Genomic DNA, 17,920 nt, shown 5'->3' with positions numbered 1-17,920 from the left:
TTTGGAGATAGGCTACTTAATTCAAAACTCTTAAATCCTCGATAGTGCTTAATTTGTCTATAGACTGGTTCTATGTAGATTTTTCTTTACCGATATTGTTGGTCTCCTTCTACAAAGCTTAAGTACAAGTTGTGTAGGAAAAACACATCTAGCAAACATAATCGGAATATGAGCGATCAAGAAAAGAACGAGCACATAGTTTATCAAGTGTAACGATTATCAAAAATCCCCCAAATTCAGCGAAAAATTTTTCTGAATTCCGTGATAAATTACAACATAATCCCTATTCGTTCTACCGCATTAGATAAAATACAACATTAAAATGTTCTGTTCTTGTAGAATCTTGTTTAAAAATATAATAAAAAAGAGATAGAATTTCCCCAATATACAAGAACATCAGCAAAGGACTATACTATGTACAGGTTGATATTTCTGAATATTCTATGTTATCAAACTATTAATTTGCACGGAAAATCCTAACGTAGAAAAAGAATTCAGAGGATTTAAATGTGAAATTAAGTAACTAACATGAAATTTTCATATTAAAGAAATATCAATTTATACATAGTTAGGAAATAGAGAGGACGTAAAAAAATGGACAAGAAAAAGAAAATAATAAAAAAAGCGACAACCTTAGCGCTTGGGGCAGGCTTGGTTACAAGCGGCCTATCTGCTTTCAATCCATCTTCGCCAACTCCCGTGCATGCTGAAACTAATCCGACAGCGGTGCAGATCCTATCCAAGTTGACGGCAGCACAAAGACAAGCCCTGCAAAAGTTAACAGCTAATGACCAATCCGGTCTGTTTTTAGACCCAAAAGTCAAACTCGCAAGTACAGCAAATGTTTCTGTCATCGTCCAGTTTAAAAATAAGCCGGAAAAGACTGCAGTGCTGGAGGCAGCAGTAAATGGAAGAAATTTGACGAGTGCCCAAGCAAAAAGCAAGGCCAATGGTGACCATGAACTATTCAAACAGGATTTAGCAGAGGTATTTAAACAAAAACAAGATGGCACTTATAAATTGAAGCGCGAATATAAATATGCCTTTAATGGTGTGGCGCTGACTTTACCGGCAAACAAAATTCAGGAAATCATGAAATCAAAAGCCGTTCAAGCGATATACAGCAACAACAAAATCATGGCGGATCCACCTGTAAAAATCAAGGATGCGATGCCATCAAGCGATCCGCAGGGACAAGGAATGGCAGCAGAGAACGCCTTCCTTAATATCAACAAACTACATAAAGAAGGCTACACTGGAAAAGGTGTAAAAATAGCAGTCATCGACACAGGCGTAGATTATAACCACCCGGACATCAAAGCGGCGTTTAAAAGTGGATATGATTTCGTGGACAACGATTCTAATCCAATGGAAACCACTTATCAGGATTACCTAAATTATAAAAAAGTGAATCCAACGACGACTCTAAAAGCAAGTGATTACGAAACCGAACACGGCACACACGTTTCTGGAACAATTGTCGGTCAAGGGAAAAACAACAGCCCTTATGCAACAAACGGAATTGCACCGGATGCAAGTCTCTATGTGTACCGTGTGCTGGGTCCTGGTGGAAGTGGCAGTGACGAAAGTGTAATGGCAGGAATAGACAAGGCGGTCGCAGACGGTGTAGACGTCATGAACTTGTCTCTCGGGGCAAACTACAATGACCCGTTTTATCCAACAAGCATCGCAATCAACAACGCAGTCCTAACTGGTGTAACGGCTGTTATTGCAGCAGGAAATACAGGAGACGGCATGTATACCTTGGGTTCACCAGGAAATGCGCAACTTGCTTTGACCGTTGGTGCAAGTGATGTGCCACAGGTGATCCCGACTATGAAAGGGAATTTGGACAGCGTGAGTTCTACTATGCGCGGACTAGCAAAAGGGTGGAATGACGATTTCGCAAGTTTCCAAGGAAAGACACTACCAATCGTAGCGGTTCCAAATTACGGAGCAGTAAATGATTACCTGAACATAAATGTAGCAGGAAAAGTGGCTCTTGTTCAACGCGGAAACAATCAAAGCATTAACGATAAAATCCTTCAGGCGAAACTAAAAGGCGCAGTGGCAATCCTGATTTGGAACAACAACTCGACAGAAGGGTATATGCCATTTTATTTGGGTGAAGGGACCGATTTTATACCAGCGTTTAACTTGACCAACTCAGACGGCCTTGCTTTAAAGGCGAAAATCGCATCTGGTATGACGCAATTTTCTTTTGCCAATTTAAGTTCTTATAAGACATCAGGAGATAACTTAGCGTCGTTCAGCTCCCGTGGTCCATCTCGAACGACATATGACATCAAGCCGGAAGTGACTGCACCAGGCGTAAATGTACTTTCGACTGTGCCAGGATTTGTGCATACACCTGACAATCCGTCCGATTACAGCACCGCATATGAGCGGATGAGCGGAACGAGCATGGCAACGCCGAATGTAACCGGTATTGCAGCGCTTCTATTGCAGGCAAAGCCAAATCTTAATCCAGAAGATATTAAAACGATTTTAATGAATACAGCAGATCCGTTAAATGGAACATATAGCGTTTTTGAACAAGGAGCAGGGCGCGTTGATCCGTACAAAGCAATCCACTCTACAATGGAATTTCAAGTGAAAGAAACAACGCCGACGTTAACATCAAAAGGAGACCTATCGAAAATCAATGAAAAGACAGGTGCAATGAACTTCGGAAATCTGTCCTTTGCTGGAAAAGACATGTTAAGTACGCGCAGTTATACCATTCAAAACAACGGAAGCAAAACAAAGACGTTTGACGTCAAAGTTACTTTCCAAAACGGGGTAAGAGGTTCGCTCGATGCTAGTAAAAATGGAGTGAAACTGATGACGCCATCGACTGTTAAAATGAATGCAAACAGCAAGTTTAATGGTAAAGCGAGTCTTTATATTCCGAAAAAAGCTCAAAAAGGGATTTACGAAGGATATATCACGTACACTAACCGCGGCAATAAAACGGAAACTTACCGTGTTCCATTTGCCGTGCATTATGTAGAAGAGGGAATCCAAAGTTACTTCTTTGATTATGATAGCACCACAACGGCACGCAATCATCTTAGCACGCTAGTCTTTGACCCAACCGTATATGGCCACTTCACCTTAAAGTCGCATATGAGATACGTTTACGAGATCATCACTGACAATGAGGGTAATGAGCTCGGGGTCACAAACTACGGGGACGGAATGCTGATCAATGAAGGCGTCCAGTATAGCACTGGATTTGACGGAACGTACTATCCGTTTACTGGCGATGACGACAACCCGCTCTCAGCCAAGTTTTTCAATGCGAAGGAAGGTCATTATAAGTTACAGATGATTGGATTCAATGATACAGGAAAGGCGTTTGTTTCACCAACCGCCGAGATAAATATCGACAACACGATGCCGGATGCATTCGATACTCATCTAGAGGGAGAACAGCCGAACAATCCGTTTGTGGAGTATGAGCCGGGAACGAAATCAATTCCGTTTAACGCTTTTGTCCATGACAATGGGATTTCAGGTCAAAAGGTCGACCAGTCCAAAAACTATCTTTACTATTTCTATAACAGCTTACAAGGTCCAACCGGAATTTATAACTTAGATTCAAAAGGAAACTATCAAAGCCAAGTCAGTACGGATCCAAATGGAAATTTAGTTGATTTCGAACTGGAAGGAATTGACCATGCAGGTAACACGTTCGGCCGAAAACGCTACTTCATTGTTCCGAACAACTACACCTATGTATATGGGAAGCCGAATGTGCCAATGCGCGGGAGTTATGTCTTCACCCATAAAGGCGATACCATCACTTATACGATAACAGCCAACCATGTAAAGAACTTAAAAACAGCGGCCTACCGCTTTATCACAAGAAACGTCGACACAGTCGTAACCAATGTGTCCTTAAATCCGGCAGCAGCAGCACTCGGCGCAACGCTTACGTACACGAAATCGCCATCATCTACCCAGGTAACCAACAATGTCACGGTTAATTTTGACCCGACAACTGGCGTAAATGGCAACATACCGATGGTCGATGTCACGATTCAAATTCCAAATACGCCCGATTATACAGATTCATCGAGCATGACGAACGCGGTATCCTCGACATTTACAAGTGTGAGCGGAACGGTGACTAGACCTTACAGTTGGGTTCCTCCTACTGGGATTTTGCCGAATTTCTCATCTGTCTATGGGATGATCCGCCCAGAAGAACTCCTGGATGCGAAAGGAAATCTTGTTTCGCGTGACTATACGAAATTTGGTGCGAAAGTATCGGTGGTCGACAGTGAAGGAAACACGTATGCAGGGACTATTAACAACAAGTTCGGTGGGTTTACGATTAACGGACTTCCAGTCACGCGTGACGATTTAACCTTTATCCAAGATCTACCAGGACATTTCACTATGTATAGCACCTTTAATGAATATCGAACACTAGACGGGGTGGACTACGGTGACTGGAAAACGTTAAGCTACCCTAATGATATCGAGAATGCCACTGCCGGAGACGTCAATAAAGACAACGTTATCGACATTAAGGATGCCATTGCCATTCAGGATAGCTTCGGGGCGCATGCAGTCGACGGAAATTACAACCGTGGTGCCGATATCAACTTTGACGGTGTCATTGATGAAAAAGATTTCGGCTATGTCGAAGAGAACTTCGCTCTGCAGAACCCGACCGTAGATAATGCACCGGCGCCTGTTAAGAAAATCGACGGAAAAACAATTGCTGATATTAAGAAAGAATTAGGACTTTAACAACCATAGGCCGGTGGCGATTTTGATTGGCGCTGCCGGCAGATTATGACTAAAGATAGGTGTTGAAAGCATGAAGAAAGTATGGAAATGGTTCTCTCTCCTCCTAGTCATGATGCTCGTCATCGGATCAGGGACCGTCATTTATTTCTTTGCAAAGTCAAAGGGGAATGTGGAAAAAGTTCCAAGCGTTCTCGGTTACAAGCCGTTAATTGTACTGTCTAACAGTATGAAGCCGACCTTCCAAGCGGGCGATTTGGTGTTGATCAAGGTGAATCGGGAACTGCAAGTAAACGATGTTGTGACCTATAAAAGAACAGATGGCACATTCATCACACACCGAATTGTGAGAATGACAATGAAGGACGGAAAACCTCTCTTTGTAACCAAGGGTGACGCCAACAATCTAGAAGATGATGGCTACGTGGCTAAGGAAGATATTTTGGGGGTAGAAACCTTCTCCATCCCGAGTGTTGGATATATTTCCAAATTTTTCTCCAGCTGGTTTGGTTTTTTTCTTTTGATTGTACTGCCGCTCTTGTTAGTGGTAATACTCGAAATCTTTCAGCGTCTCGGCATTTTTGGAAATCAAAATGAAACGAACGTTCAGCATTAAAAACTAGAAAGGCAGGAATACCGAAATGAAAATGAGTAAAGTAAAAAAAGCATTAATCGGAACCGCATTGGCAGGTTCTTTAGTGGTTGGGGCCGGATACGGAACCTATTCATGGTTTACCGCGCAAATGACCGCTAGCGGAACGGTCCAAAACGGAACGTTTGAGATAAATAACGGACAAAATGAGCAGCAATTGACGTTCTCGCCTGATAAGCTTGCGCCTTCCCAAATAAGCGAAATGTCACCGATCGTGATTAAGAATACAGGCGACTATGATATGTTTATCCGTGGTAAAGTCCATTTTACGATTGACAATGCACCAGCTGGCGTATCGCTTGATAAGCTGTTGAGTAATTATGAAGTTCAACCGACAATGCTGTATAACGGCGAGACCGTATCGGACATTGACTGGATCGACCTTGATGATCTGCAGACGACATTAGATAACCTGCTTCCGGGTAAGGGAGAGGATGATTCAGACCGCTTAAAAGTAAACGACAAAATCGAGATCGATTTAAAATTACGTTTAAAAGAAAGTGCAGACAACAAAATGCAAGGAGTTGCCTTAAAAGTCAGCTTTAAGGTCCAAGCTAAGCAAACAGATCCTAATGCAGAATTTCCAAAAAAATAATAGTTTAAGAACATCCCGCAAAATGCTTAGGCGGGATGTTTTTTTGTCAAAGGGACGGTTCTTGTGTTGTATATAATATTTGCACAACAAGAAGAACATTATCACTTGAAGACCAAATGGAAAATACATCTAATGCACTACATTTGGACAGGGATTAATCTGGTTAAACCAGGATAGACTGGTGGCTTTTAATTTGGCCTTATAGGACTAGTTCAAACCACCAGATTGTCTGGAATAGAAATAAAGGTGAAAAGTAGAACTGTAGCGAATCATATAAAACACTACTACCCGAAAAGTTGGTCTAAAATGCTTAATTTCGTTTTTCCTGGTTTAGTCTTAATTATTCTAGTTGCAATATTTGTACTAATAAATAGAATTTTTAAGAAATCTAGAAGATCATAGTTTAATAGAAAAAAGAATCTACAATTTGATTGGTTTTTTATTTTCCTCTGTTAAAAGATATTTATTTCAATTCAAATATTAAAAAGGAACAAATTTAATAATCGAACCACTTTAAAAAGATTACAAAATGTTCATACAAATTTATACCATATTTACAGTATCTAAACAGTTCCTAAATACTCTTCCTATATATTGAAAGTAAGAAATAATCAATAGGGAGTGTTATTTATGGTGAACAAGAAAACGATTATTAGTACTGCATTAACAATTGCAACTGCAACAACATTGGGATTTAATCATTTTGTAGATGCAAAAGAATCCGATAATGACAAACAAGGAAAGGCTAAAAATGTAATTGTTTTTGTTGGAGACGGAATGGGGGCTGCACACCGTGAGGCGATCCGACTGGCTACTGTTGGACAAACTGGTAAACTAGCAATGGATGATATGCCATACGCAGGATTGGTACATACTAGCTCAACTACTGCCATAACAGATTCGGCTGCTGCGGCTACTGCTATGGCGTCAGGGGTAAAAACGTATAATGGGGCAATTGGTGTTGATGCAAACAAAAAGTCAGTAAAAACAGTATTAGAAATGGCGAAAGAAGCTGGGAAATCAACTGGTTTAGTCACAACTAGCCAGATTACGGATGCAACTCCAGCAGCATTTGGTGCTCATGTAACAGATCGTTCAAAACAAAGTGACATTGCTAAGCAGTATCTTGAAAACAGCAAAGTCGATGTGCTATTAGGTGGAGGAGAGGACTTTTGGTATCCTGCAGGAAATGCTGGAAGCTACGAAGATCACCCAGCAAAGGACTCTTCTGAACAAAGTAAAGGAACACAAGGAAATCTTGTTGAGGAAGCGAAAAAGCTTGGCTACAATTACGTGACGAATGCAAATGAGCTACAAAATGCGAAAAATGGTAAGTTGTTAGGTCTTTTTGCAAATGAAGAAATGTTTGAACAAAGAGAAGAGGGAAAAGGTGATCTTTATGATCCAGTAGTATCTCTTCCTGACATGACAAAAAAAGCGATCGATACTTTATCGGATAATAAAAAAGGTTTTTTCTTAATGGTTGAAGAAGAGGGTACAGACGAAATGTCTCATGAGAACAATGCTGAAAAAATGATTAAAGCTGGTCAAGAACTAGATAAATCAGTCTCTGTAGCTAAAGAATACGCAAAGAATCACCCTGATACTCTTGTTCTAGTAGTAGCAGACCATGAATGTGGCGGCTTATCAATTGAAGATGTGGACACAAAAGATGAGTCAGGCGATGGAATCTCTAAAGAAGACGGGCCATTTAATGTGGCAAACAGTAGCAATCAATTCATGATTGACTGGACAACAAGTGGACACGGTGGTGTATCTGTTCCTTTAACAGCAATTGGTGCAGGAGCGGAACGATTATCAGGAACATATGAAAACACTTATATCTATGAGGCTATTAAACAAGCAATGGATTTAAAAAAATAATTTCTGTTGAAAAACATTCCAATTTATCTAATGGGATGTTTTTTTTTGAGTGCCCAGCAAGCTTAACATCAAAAAGAAGATCATCATTCTTTACTAAATGAAAGAAATAAATCCAAGAAGGGTAATGACATATACAAAGAGAATTAATGTTTTATGAAAAAAACGGAAGAAATAATTATGCTAAAGATAATTTAATTACATTAAAACAATAAAATAATTAAGAAAAGGTAGTGTTATGTTGAGAAGAAAATGGGCTATAGTACTTTATTTAATCTGTTTTGTTTTAATTGTTTGTTTACAGATTACTACTAAAAAACAAAATACGTTTAATTTATTTAATTTCAATTCGCTATCAGAATCGGGAGTTCCAAAAATTGATCACATTGTAGTAGTAATTGAGGAGAATCATGCGAAACAGCAGATTATGGGGAATCTTTCTGCACCTTATATTAATTCACTAATGAACCAAGGTGCAAATTTAATTAACTATCATGCAATAGAACACCCTAGCCAGCCGAATTATTTGGACTTGTTCTCTGGTTCAAATCAAGGTGTTACTGACGATGGTTTACCAAAAACAAAATTCTCAACAGATAATTTAGCAAGTGAGCTTAATGAAAAAAAACTAACATTTGCCGGTTATTCTGAAGATTTGCCTTCTATAGGCTTTAATGGAGAATACAACAAAGATTATGCACGCAAACACAATCCCTGGACTAATTTTACAAATGTCTCAAAAAAAGCAAATCAACCATTAGAAAAATTCCCAACAAACTTTAGTAAACTGCCAACTGTTTCGTTTATCATCCCAAATCTCCAAAATGACATGCACGACGGAACAATTAAACAAGGAGATCAGTGGTTAAAAAAACAAATTAGTGCTTATGTCAAATGGGCTAAAAAGAATAATAGTTTGTTAATTGTAACATGGGATGAAGATGACTTTTCACATAATAACAAAATTTCCACCGTTTTTGTCGGACCCATGGTAAAAAAAGGACAATATAACAAAAATTTAAACCATTTTAATCTTTTACATACAATAGAGGATATTTACGGATTAAAACATGCAGGGACAAATAGAACTGTTAAAACTATTAAAAATATATGGAAATAATTAGTGGTTTATTAATTGATGATGTAGACAGAACAGAACTATTAACAGGAACACTTTTATCTAGGAAGCTATTTAACAAGTAATGGGCTTAAAAAATAAACCATAAGAAGCATTCCATTTTTAATTGTGAAATGTTTTTTTGTACTAAAAATTGAGTGGATAGAATAATTGTAAAAAAGTTGACAAAATTTTAAAAAAGGGATTTGTAGAAAAATGTAGAATTTTATATTCATAATGAGAGAGGAGCGAGGAATAATCATAAAAAACGCTGAAATATCCCCTAGTAAAAGCATAACAGAGAAGCAGATAAACTAAATAAATCTAGTATTTAAAAGTTAGACAGTATTTATGAACTTTTTATAAAAAGGAAGTGATCTGTTGTCAGAAAATAGTATCAAATGTGAACCAAATGTATCAAAAAAGAAAATCTTTGCATCTCTTTTATTTGTCCCAGGGTTTTATCTTATGGTTTTATTTACAACTGGATTAATCCTATTTGTTGGAAGTGGCTTAATCTTTATCATTCATTATTTTGTAGGTAAATTTTTAGGTGAATTAGGATTTGCATATTTTGGATTAATTTTACTCGATGCTTTACCTTTTTTTGGAATGATATTTGGTGTGGTGAGTTGTTTTATTGCAATTATTTCTATGTTTTTTAAAAATAAACAATTTGAGCCGGCTATTTTAATTAATCCCCATGATCATCCAAAACTGCGTGATTTAATTTCTGAACTTTCTGGAAAAATGGGTTCACAAATGCCAGACGCAATCATTTTGCATGTGAAATCAAATTTTTTTGTGTCTGAAGGCAAAATTAATGTCTTTAATGGAAATGCAAAAGGTAGAATATTATCAATTAGTTATCCTTTACTTCATGTATTAACGGTAAATGAACTACGTGCAATTATTGCCCATGAACTTTCACATTTTACGGGTAGAGATTTAGTTTTCAATAGGTTTGTTTCGCCAGTCTATAAAGGTGCAAATAAGTATTTAGACTATATAACATCCTTATTTAATTACAATGGTCGTCGTCGTCCAATATTTATATCGATTCCAATGATATTACCAAAAGTACTGATGGAGTATTATCTTAAATTTTTTCACAAGTATAATATGAAAATTTCTAGAGAAATGGAGTACAGAGCCGATTATATTGCATCAAAAATGTGTGGAAATGAAATTTTTAAAGAGGCATTATCCAAATTAATAGGTCATGGTAATGTTTTTAATCGATTAATTGATGAACAAATGACCGAGAAAATTGTTCATGGTTTTCAATTTGAAAATTATTTTAGCTATTACCGTGAGCATATTGAAACTTACAATAAGCAAATAGAAGAGTCTTTAGGTAAAGCTTTAAGTGATCATGAAGCAGAATACGCTACACATCCTACATTGAGCAACAGGATAGTAAATTTACCGAGTGTTGATACGATATATGATAACAAAGAAAAAGCATTAGAGTTACTAAATTCGTTTGATTATTTAGAAGTAAGTATGACAAAACATTATAATTATTATCTAAATGACAATGCTATTCATTTCTGATGATTCATAGCTCTACTAGAATTAAATTTAAAATTTTATTGAACAACTCGTAAAAACTAGGAGCTAAAAATAGCTCCTTTTTTCTTTTGTGGTAACATAATAAGGAAGGATAAATATTCTTTTAAATTGAATATTTTATAGATAACAATTATGAGTAGTTCCCTTTAACATTTTCAAAACGTATAAATGTTTGCTAGTTTATAAGGCATAATTAGATTGGGGCTTTGATGTAAAATGCAAATGTTTGAGAACAGGAGGTAGCATCATGACAAAAATAGCAATTATTTCAGATATCCACGGAAATAAAACTGCGTTAGAAGCAGTCTTAAAAGACATTCGCTCAAGAGAAATTGAGAGGATTTTTTGCTTAGGTGATTTAATTGGTAAAGGGCCTCAAGGCTCAGCGTGTATAGAGCTCGTTCAAAAAAATTGCGAAAAAGTAGTCCGTGGCAATTGGGATGTATTTATTCAGTCACCTGCAGAAAATGATTTTATTCAATGGTTTAGAGATCGATTAACAGAAGAAGACTTTCAATTTCTAGCTTCTTTACCATTTCATATTGACCTTGAATTAAATGGACAATTAATCAGGTTTTTTCACGCTTCACCAAGGAGTGAATTTGAGAGGATTCTACCTTTCCATCCAATAGAAAAACGGTTAAGTATGTTTGAAAATAGTGAGATAACAAATTCAAATAAAAATGATAAGAATCCTGATATCATCTTTTATGGAGATATACATACTACTTTTATGGAAACTTTCAAAAACGGAATTTTATGCAATGTAGGAAGTGTTGGAAATTCCCTTGATTTAACTTCAGCGTCATATGCGATTCTTGATGGGTCCTATTCAACAAATTCAATCCAATTTGTAAGGGTGGAATATAATAAAGAAGCTGAACTTATGATTGCTGAAGATTTAAAATTGCCGGATCTAGATAAATATCATGACGAAATAATGTTCGCTAAGTACAGAAATTCATAATCTAAAAATTATAAACAGTGGGAAATTGTACCTTTCCACTGTTTTTTTTATTAGAACTGCTTTTTTAAAAAATTTTAGCCATATTCTTTTGATGTTAGGAGAAGTCGGTATAATTTTAGGTTTCGGAATTTTAGTTGGAACTTTGTTTAGAGGGGTATATCTTTTAAACGATTTAAGTAAAAAAACTTTCAAAAGTAGCTCCAATTGTACCGAAAACTGATTAGGTTAAAGAAAAAGAGATAACATTTAAGGATGGAAATTATTTCGATCCTTTTTTTGTTGTATACTCTTTAAATGATTCTTGGCTTGAGTTACATTTGTGAAGTAATCTTCCTCATTTTATTCAGGTTTTCTCCAGAATATGGACTCAATCCAACTATTTCCTTCTTGATTTTTTTAAAATATTTTCAACTTTTAAATTGATTCCAATCTGTCATTATTCCTTTTAAAACAATACCTCATTATTTCAATCTTATATTTTTATTGAAATTTATAATACTTTTTATAAAAAAGGTCAGAAATAACCCAAATTACAAAAAGAAGTTGTTAGTGTAATATTATAATTGAATTATAAATAATAGGATGGTAATTATATTTTTATTTAGAAATTAGAATTTTGTTATTTATATTAAATTTTATGTTTAAATTCATGGGGGAAATAGTAGTGGTAACAACAAACAGTAAATCAATATCTTCATTAACTTTAGGCGTTTTATCAATCATCATTCCTTATATTGGCTTTATACTTGGTATAATAGGTTTATTTATTTCTCGAAAGAGTATTGCAGAAATTAATTGCACGAATGAAAAAGGGAAAGGTTTAGCAATATCCGGAAGAGTTTGCAGTATTGTTGGAATAAGCATCCAGACAATTTTGATTATCATTTTAGTTTTAGGAATTATTACTTTTTTTTCAATGAATGATAATATGACTTTTTAATAAGAACAAATAAAACAAAGGTTTTCGTATGAAAAAAAGTAGAGAAATAGTTTTTTATTATGAAAAATAGTGAGCAACTTTGACTGTTTAGATCTAAATGTATATAGTTTATATTAAAGTCTAACGTATCTACATAATTTTTGATTGAGGAGGACGGACATGGAAGTTTTTGCAGAATATTTAGCAGGTATTGATCATCCAGACCACCGTGAGCGGACTGCAGAAATTTTGGATTGGATTTCGAATAAATTTCCTAATCTAGAGCCACAAATTAAATGGAATACGCCGATGTTTTCCAATCATGGCACATTCATCATTGGCATTTCAAATGCAAAGCAACATATAAGCGTTTCACCTGAAGAAAAGGGTATTGTTCAATTTGCCGATGAAATTGCAAATGCTGGCTATAGTGCTACAAAAGGTTTGTTTCGTATTTCTTGGAAAGTCCCAGTTAATTATGAATTACTTGAAAAAATGATTGAGTTCAATATTCAAGATAAAGCGGAATATACGACTTTTTGGCGCAAATAAAGATACTTTCAATTTAATTTAATAGCAGAACCAATAAATAAAAATAGGAACTGACTAGAGCAGCTCCTATTTTTTATTCAGAAAGATTTAAAAAGTAACAAGGTCATATTAAGTACTAAATCGAATATTATAGAATCAATGTTTTAAGATAAGTGGTGATTTAAGTGAAAAATAGCCTTCCAAAAAAAATACATATCATTGGTTCAGTTGGAAGTGGAAAGACGACATTAGCAAGGCAGATGTCCAAAAAACTAAATATACCTTATTATGAGTTAGATAATGTTGTATGGAAAAGGCAAAAGGGACAGAAAGATATCAGGCGTTCCGAACAAGAAAAAGAATACTATATAGATACACTCACTCGTTCGGATACATGGATTATTGAAGGTGTTCATAATGAAGAGTGGGTAGGTAATAGTTTTCAAAATGCAGAGTTGATTATTTTTTTAAATACTAGCTATTCTGTTAGAACTTACCGAATCATAAAAAGATATTTCTTACAAAAACTTAAATTAGAGAAGTCGAATTATAAACCGACACTTAAAATATTCTTCAGAATGTTTAAATGGAATAAGTATTTTGAAGAAGTGGGGAAACCAATATTTTTTAAAAAGTTTAAAGATTACAATGATAAAATATTGGTCGTTAATAATTTAAATGAAGTTGAAGATTATTTTAACGAACACAGATCAAAAAATATAGGAATCGCAAAATAGCGGTTCCTAATTTTTTTGTATATAGTAGCAAGCTCTTAATGTAGTGGAATTGGAAGGTTTTCTACTAATTCCGATAAAAATACAAATTTAGCTTCTTCTTTAATTTTAGGTATGTATTCCTTTATTACATTTGAGGTAATTTCGCCGGGTTCTCCTACATGTCCAATCGCAATCATAGTTGGTTCGACTTTTACTTTTTCTAATAGTAATCGAGTTTGCTTTTCTATATGTTTATAGGTGTATAAATCATCGAAAAATAACTTGTTTTCAATGACCGGCACGCCTATCTCATCTGCAATTTTAGTAACTACGCTCCGATAATTCGTTTTACTATCGAAAAAAAATAGGCCCCTTTCTTTACATGCTGTTAAGACAACGCGCATTACTCTCTCATCGGAAGTTGCTTTTGAACCCATATGATTATTTATTCCTATTGCGTATGGGACATCATCAATAGCTGCTAGAACTCTTCTTCGAATTTCGTCATCACTTAAGTTGGTCTTAATCGCATTTGGGCCTAACCAACTTTCTTTCCCTTTCCTTGGTTCCATTGGTAAATGAACGATTACTTCATAGCCCTTAGAGTGAGCTACAGTTGCATCCTTTTTAGTAGAAGGTAAAAAAGGCATTACTGCAACTGTTAATGGGATCGGTAGTGAAAGCATTTGCTCCGTTCCTTTCATGTTATTACCAAAATCATCAATCACTATAGCAAGCTTATGATTAGGCTCAGCAAATGCTGAAGAGCAGGTGATAGATAGAGCTACTAATATAGAGAAAATAGAAGTAATCCAAAGCTTCATCGGTAAATCTCCTTTTCCATTAATTACTATGCTCTACTATTTTCTGTGATTATAAAGAAAATAACCGTAAAAATTTGAAAAGAAACTAAAATGTTTAAATACAACAAGTATGTAATTTTGTAATCAATTTAATAAATAGATATTCAAATAAAATTAAAAGTAGAAAGTAGTCTATTGCTGCTCACTTATTTCAATATGATTAAATTTCACGAAAAGTTTATAAGAACTGCCATCGTGGGTTTAAATGAAGGAAGCAAATCAATTGTAGTTTCAATAGTGAGAACATGTAAGACTGATGTTTTGTTGTACAGCATCGTTATGAAAAACCTAAAGATTAAAAGGATTGAATTGAGTATCATTCTAAATTAATCCTCTTAAAAACTAAAAAATGAACAAATCAGCTTAGTATTTGTACTATTTCAGATCTTTTTTCTTGATATGAATTTAGACCAAACGAACTGTATTAATCCAGCGGTCAAAACACCTATAAGCGTATCCCTCATTCGATCCATCGCATAATCCTTTGATTGTTGTTCAAATGCAAAGACAAATAGAATTGTGAGGGCGACTTGGTGAAGTACTTTTTTGTCTAATTTTAAATATTTAGCAATATATGTACCAATTAAAATTAAAAGTCCTAAGTTCCATCCAGTGACTTTCAGATAACTGGCAATTATTACAGTAATACCAATTCCAATCATTGTTCCAATTACACGATTGATTGATAAACTAATTGTTTTGTCAATTGTCGATTGAACAGTAAGTATAAGAGAAACTGGACCTAAGTAGGGGTGTGAGGAACCAAAAAATTTTGAGATTTCCCATGCTAATGTAGAACCTATTGATAATCTCCAGATAAGACTAGTTATATTTTCAGATGCGTTCAGTGATTTTGTTTCTTCCATAAGCACCTCTAATAGAAACTTCTATTTTTTATATTATCCTCTCTAATTAAGCTATTATGTATAAGTTGTAGATAAGAATAAATAAGAAAGCAATTTTTGTTAACTTTGTTGATAAAGGATTATTTTTATGTACCCGCAAGGAATTCATATTTCCTTGCGGGTTTTATCAGTTATTCTTTAAAGTAAAAACTGAAATTTCTGGAACACTAAAAAATCGAAAGGGAAGCCTTGTATTTCCTATTCCCCATTTACGTATAAGTTCATAGGTTTAATATGATGATTTATTTTTTATAGCCCTTTAGTATAGATAGTTGCTAATGGCAGAGTATAAATTACTTCGTTTCTAGGTGAACAAGATTATTTCTTAAATATACAAAAAGTCTGGGAATAAATATTAAGAATTATAAGATTTTCAATTCATTTTCCAAACCCCTTTATAGTAAAGTAAGGGTTTTTAAATGTTCTTCTAAGTTCTACTATTCAAGCCATAAAGCAGCATTATGGGAATGTAAAATTTTTTACATAGAAGTACCTATTAAGCTATGAAAATCCATCTCGTAGGTTTTTACATCTATTGATGAATAACGACACCTGTACCAATTGGAACCATTGAGGATAATTCAAGAACATCCTTATTATACATTCGAATACAACCATGTGAAACAAAGTGACCAATTGTTGATGGATTATCAGTTCCATGAATTCCGTAATGTGGAGCGGATAGTCCCATCCATAGTACCCCAAAAGGTCCACCAGGATTTGGATCTTTATTAATAATTGTATAGGTTCCTGTAGGAGTAGGTGTAAGCATTTTTCCAACACCGATTGGGTAAGTTTTAAGCAGATTGTTTCCATCGAAAAGTTTTAGCTGGCGGTTTGATGTAGAAATGTAGATCCAATTAGTCATTTTATCAGCTCCAGTTTTTAACCATAGTATGAAGAAAGTTTAATAGTTGTTAAATACAAGAGGAGTAATAGAAATATGAAATTTAAATAAAAAAATAGTAAGTTTCTATTACTTATTCTACTATTTCCTTAGTACCAAGGTTGGAGCAAATGAATACTCTATAGGACAAGCACTTTAAGGAGAGGGTTAGTCTAATAGTGTCTAATACAATTAAATATTTTCAATCTGCTCAAGAGGTTTCAAAAAAGATTGGCTGGTTAACCGAAGTAATTTATACTCAATGGCAAGTAGAAACAGCACATTTTACGTCAAAAAATTTTAAGAAAAATAACAATATCGCAGGTCAAACATGGTATCCAGGCTTACCTCTTAGTAGTAGAGGAACAGCTAGACCTAAAAATGAGGGTGGATATTATATAAAATATAATGATCCTGTTCAGGGCTATGTTGATTTTATTTTAAATAATCCACTGTACAGTAAAGTCAAAACATACAAAACTGCTAATGAACAATTTCAAGCGATTGCTGATGCAGGTTGGGCAGTAGCCCCTAATTATGCAGATGTGCTCATCTCGGTTAATAATGCAAATATTAAAAATGGATTATATAAAAGGATTATTCAAATTGAATTACATCCTTATAAAGGGATCTTAAAAAAAGGATCAAGGGGAGAGCAAGTAAAGAAAATTCAGGAAAAAATAGGTGTTAAAGTGGATGGGATTTTCGGGATTTTAACCGAAAAAGCAGTGAAAGAATTTCAAAGAAAAAATGATTTAGTAGTTGATGGAATTGTTGGGGTAAAAACATGGGAGAAACTTTTCAATCCAACAAATCTATAAGGTATTTAATCATTTATAAAATGACCTGTATGATTTTAAATACAGGTTTTTTAATTTAAACCTACTACATAAAGGGATTGAAAGAATTTTATAGAAAAGTTAACAATAACGATCTAGGAAAGGAGAACGAAAGTGGAAATTAGAAATGCGGAAATGAATGATTGTGAATCAATCGTAATTCTAGATTCTCAAATTATATAAAGTCGAATTAGAGAACATCAAATTAAACGATCAATCGTAGAAAATCGATGCATTGTTTATGAAATGAATAAAAGGATAGTAGGTTTCATGATTTATCATAAATTTTTCTTTGGCCATTTATTTATTGATTTAATAATTGTTTCACCAAAAACTAGGAGGATTGGTATAGCTCAAAATCTCATGAAATATGTTGAAGCTTTTTCAGAAAAGAAATTATTTTCATCTACTAACAAATCTAATATCCCAATGCAAAAAGTATTTCAATCTCTAGGATATATTGAAAGTGGATTTATCGATAATTTAGATGAAGGAGATCCTGAATTTATTTATGTTAAATTAATAGATTAAACGATATTTTTGGTGATTTATTTTTTGATGAAGAATAAAAATATTTTATTACCCCAATTATTAGCCACTTTCCAATACCCATCTTAAATACTATATAAAATTATTCCCAACAGTTTCTCATACGTAGTTTGAAATAATCCTATCTTTTCATCGTTAAATTGAAAAGGTTTACTATTATTCAC

15 protein-coding genes are annotated in these 17,920 nt (G+C 34.6%); 12 read left to right on the top strand and 3 right to left on the bottom strand.

Annotated elements, in window-relative coordinates:
* The first annotated feature begins 594 nt into the window (after nt 1-594).
* The 10 genes from MY490_RS13235 to MY490_RS13190 all read left to right on the top strand — a co-directional run bounded on the left by MY490_RS13235 (nt 595) and on the right by MY490_RS13190 (nt 13,735).
* The gene (locus tag MY490_RS13235; RefSeq protein WP_248266143.1) at nt 595-4,764 is read left to right on the top strand and encodes a S8 family serine peptidase; all 4,170 of its coding nucleotides are present in this window, start codon (nt 595-597) and stop codon (nt 4,762-4,764) included.
* 70 nt (nt 4,765-4,834) lie between these two features.
* The gene (locus MY490_RS13230) at nt 4,835-5,377 is read left to right on the top strand and encodes a signal peptidase I (RefSeq protein ID WP_248266142.1); all 543 of its coding nucleotides are present in this window, start codon (nt 4,835-4,837) and stop codon (nt 5,375-5,377) included.
* Nucleotides 5,378-5,402: 25 nt separating this feature from the next.
* Entirely contained in the window at nt 5,403-6,008 is a 606-nt protein-coding gene (locus MY490_RS13225; protein WP_248266141.1) for a TasA family protein, read from the top strand.
* 633 nt (nt 6,009-6,641) lie between these two features.
* Entirely contained in the window at nt 6,642-7,892 is a 1,251-nt protein-coding gene (locus MY490_RS13220) for an alkaline phosphatase (RefSeq protein WP_432707078.1), read from the top strand.
* A gap of 238 nt (nt 7,893-8,130) precedes the next feature.
* On the top strand, nt 8,131-9,009 hold the full coding sequence (locus MY490_RS13215) for an alkaline phosphatase family protein (protein WP_248266139.1): 879 nt from the start codon (nt 8,131-8,133) through the stop codon (nt 9,007-9,009).
* Between the two features lie 378 nt (nt 9,010-9,387).
* Nucleotides 9,388-10,563, top strand: a complete 1,176-nt coding sequence (locus MY490_RS13210) for a M48 family metallopeptidase (RefSeq protein ID WP_248266138.1) — start codon at nt 9,388-9,390, stop codon at nt 10,561-10,563.
* Between the two features lie 265 nt (nt 10,564-10,828).
* Nucleotides 10,829-11,548, top strand: a complete 720-nt coding sequence (locus MY490_RS13205; RefSeq protein ID WP_248266137.1) for a metallophosphoesterase family protein — start codon at nt 10,829-10,831, stop codon at nt 11,546-11,548.
* Between the two features lie 664 nt (nt 11,549-12,212).
* Nucleotides 12,213-12,488: a DUF4190 domain-containing protein gene (locus MY490_RS13200; protein ID WP_248266136.1), complete on the top strand. Its 276-nt coding sequence runs from the start codon at nt 12,213-12,215 to the stop codon at nt 12,486-12,488.
* Between the two features lie 159 nt (nt 12,489-12,647).
* The gene (locus MY490_RS13195) at nt 12,648-13,019 is read left to right on the top strand and encodes an iron chaperone (protein WP_248266135.1); all 372 of its coding nucleotides are present in this window, start codon (nt 12,648-12,650) and stop codon (nt 13,017-13,019) included.
* Nucleotides 13,020-13,183: 164 nt separating this feature from the next.
* Nucleotides 13,184-13,735: an AAA family ATPase gene (locus MY490_RS13190; protein WP_248266134.1), complete on the top strand. Its 552-nt coding sequence runs from the start codon at nt 13,184-13,186 to the stop codon at nt 13,733-13,735.
* Nucleotides 13,736-13,770: 35 nt separating this feature from the next.
* Here the strand turns inward: MY490_RS13190 and MY490_RS13185 are convergent, their stop codons facing one another.
* From MY490_RS13185 to MY490_RS13175, 3 genes are all read right to left on the bottom strand, one after another.
* Nucleotides 13,771-14,538 carry a divergent polysaccharide deacetylase family protein gene (locus MY490_RS13185; RefSeq protein WP_248266133.1) on the bottom strand — a complete coding sequence of 256 codons (768 nt, stop codon included), beginning with the start codon at nt 14,536-14,538 and terminating at the stop codon, nt 13,771-13,773.
* A 419-nt stretch (nt 14,539-14,957) separates the two neighbouring features.
* Nucleotides 14,958-15,443 carry an FUSC family protein gene (locus MY490_RS13180; RefSeq protein WP_248266132.1) on the bottom strand — a complete coding sequence of 162 codons (486 nt, stop codon included), beginning with the start codon at nt 15,441-15,443 and terminating at the stop codon, nt 14,958-14,960.
* A gap of 571 nt (nt 15,444-16,014) precedes the next feature.
* Entirely contained in the window at nt 16,015-16,350 is a 336-nt protein-coding gene (locus MY490_RS13175) for a L,D-transpeptidase (protein WP_098234807.1), read from the bottom strand.
* Nucleotides 16,351-16,547: 197 nt separating this feature from the next.
* Here MY490_RS13175 and MY490_RS13170 point away from each other — a divergent pair, with 197 nt between their 5' ends.
* Together MY490_RS13170 and MY490_RS13165 are read left to right on the top strand one after the other, a co-directional pair.
* Nucleotides 16,548-17,189 (top strand): glucosaminidase domain-containing protein, encoded by a 642-nt coding sequence (locus MY490_RS13170; RefSeq protein WP_248266131.1) that lies wholly within the window; start codon nt 16,548-16,550, stop codon nt 17,187-17,189.
* 264 nt (nt 17,190-17,453) lie between these two features.
* Complete coding sequence (locus tag MY490_RS13165; RefSeq protein WP_248266130.1) at nt 17,454-17,738, top strand: GNAT family N-acetyltransferase; 285 nt, start codon at nt 17,454-17,456, stop codon at nt 17,736-17,738.
* The last annotated feature ends 182 nt before the right edge of the window (nt 17,739-17,920 follow it).

The organism is Gottfriedia acidiceleris (assembly GCF_023115465.1).
GTDB classification, from domain to species: Bacteria; Bacillota; Bacilli; order Bacillales; family Bacillaceae_G; genus Gottfriedia; species Gottfriedia acidiceleris_B.
Note: the sequence above shows the minus strand (reverse complement) of the source record. Positions and strands in the feature narration are given on the sequence as shown.

Coding starts and splice junctions, on each gene's coding strand:
- MY490_RS13235 (WP_248266143.1), top strand. CDS start 595: ATGGACAAGAAAAAGAAAATAATAAAAAAAGCGACAACCTTAGCGCTT.
- MY490_RS13230 (WP_248266142.1), top strand. CDS start 4,835: ATGAAGAAAGTATGGAAATGGTTCTCTCTCCTCCTAGTCATGATGCTC.
- MY490_RS13225 (WP_248266141.1), top strand. CDS start 5,403: ATGAAAATGAGTAAAGTAAAAAAAGCATTAATCGGAACCGCATTGGCA.
- MY490_RS13205 (WP_248266137.1), top strand. CDS start 10,829: ATGACAAAAATAGCAATTATTTCAGATATCCACGGAAATAAAACTGCG.
- MY490_RS13195 (WP_248266135.1), top strand. CDS start 12,648: ATGGAAGTTTTTGCAGAATATTTAGCAGGTATTGATCATCCAGACCAC.
- MY490_RS13185 (WP_248266133.1), bottom strand. CDS start 14,538: ATGAAGCTTTGGATTACTTCTATTTTCTCTATATTAGTAGCTCTATCT.
- MY490_RS13180 (WP_248266132.1), bottom strand. CDS start 15,443: ATGGAAGAAACAAAATCACTGAACGCATCTGAAAATATAACTAGTCTT.
- MY490_RS13175 (WP_098234807.1), bottom strand. CDS start 16,350: ATGACTAATTGGATCTACATTTCTACATCAAACCGCCAGCTAAAACTT.
- MY490_RS13165 (WP_248266130.1), top strand. CDS start 17,454: ATGAATAAAAGGATAGTAGGTTTCATGATTTATCATAAATTTTTCTTT.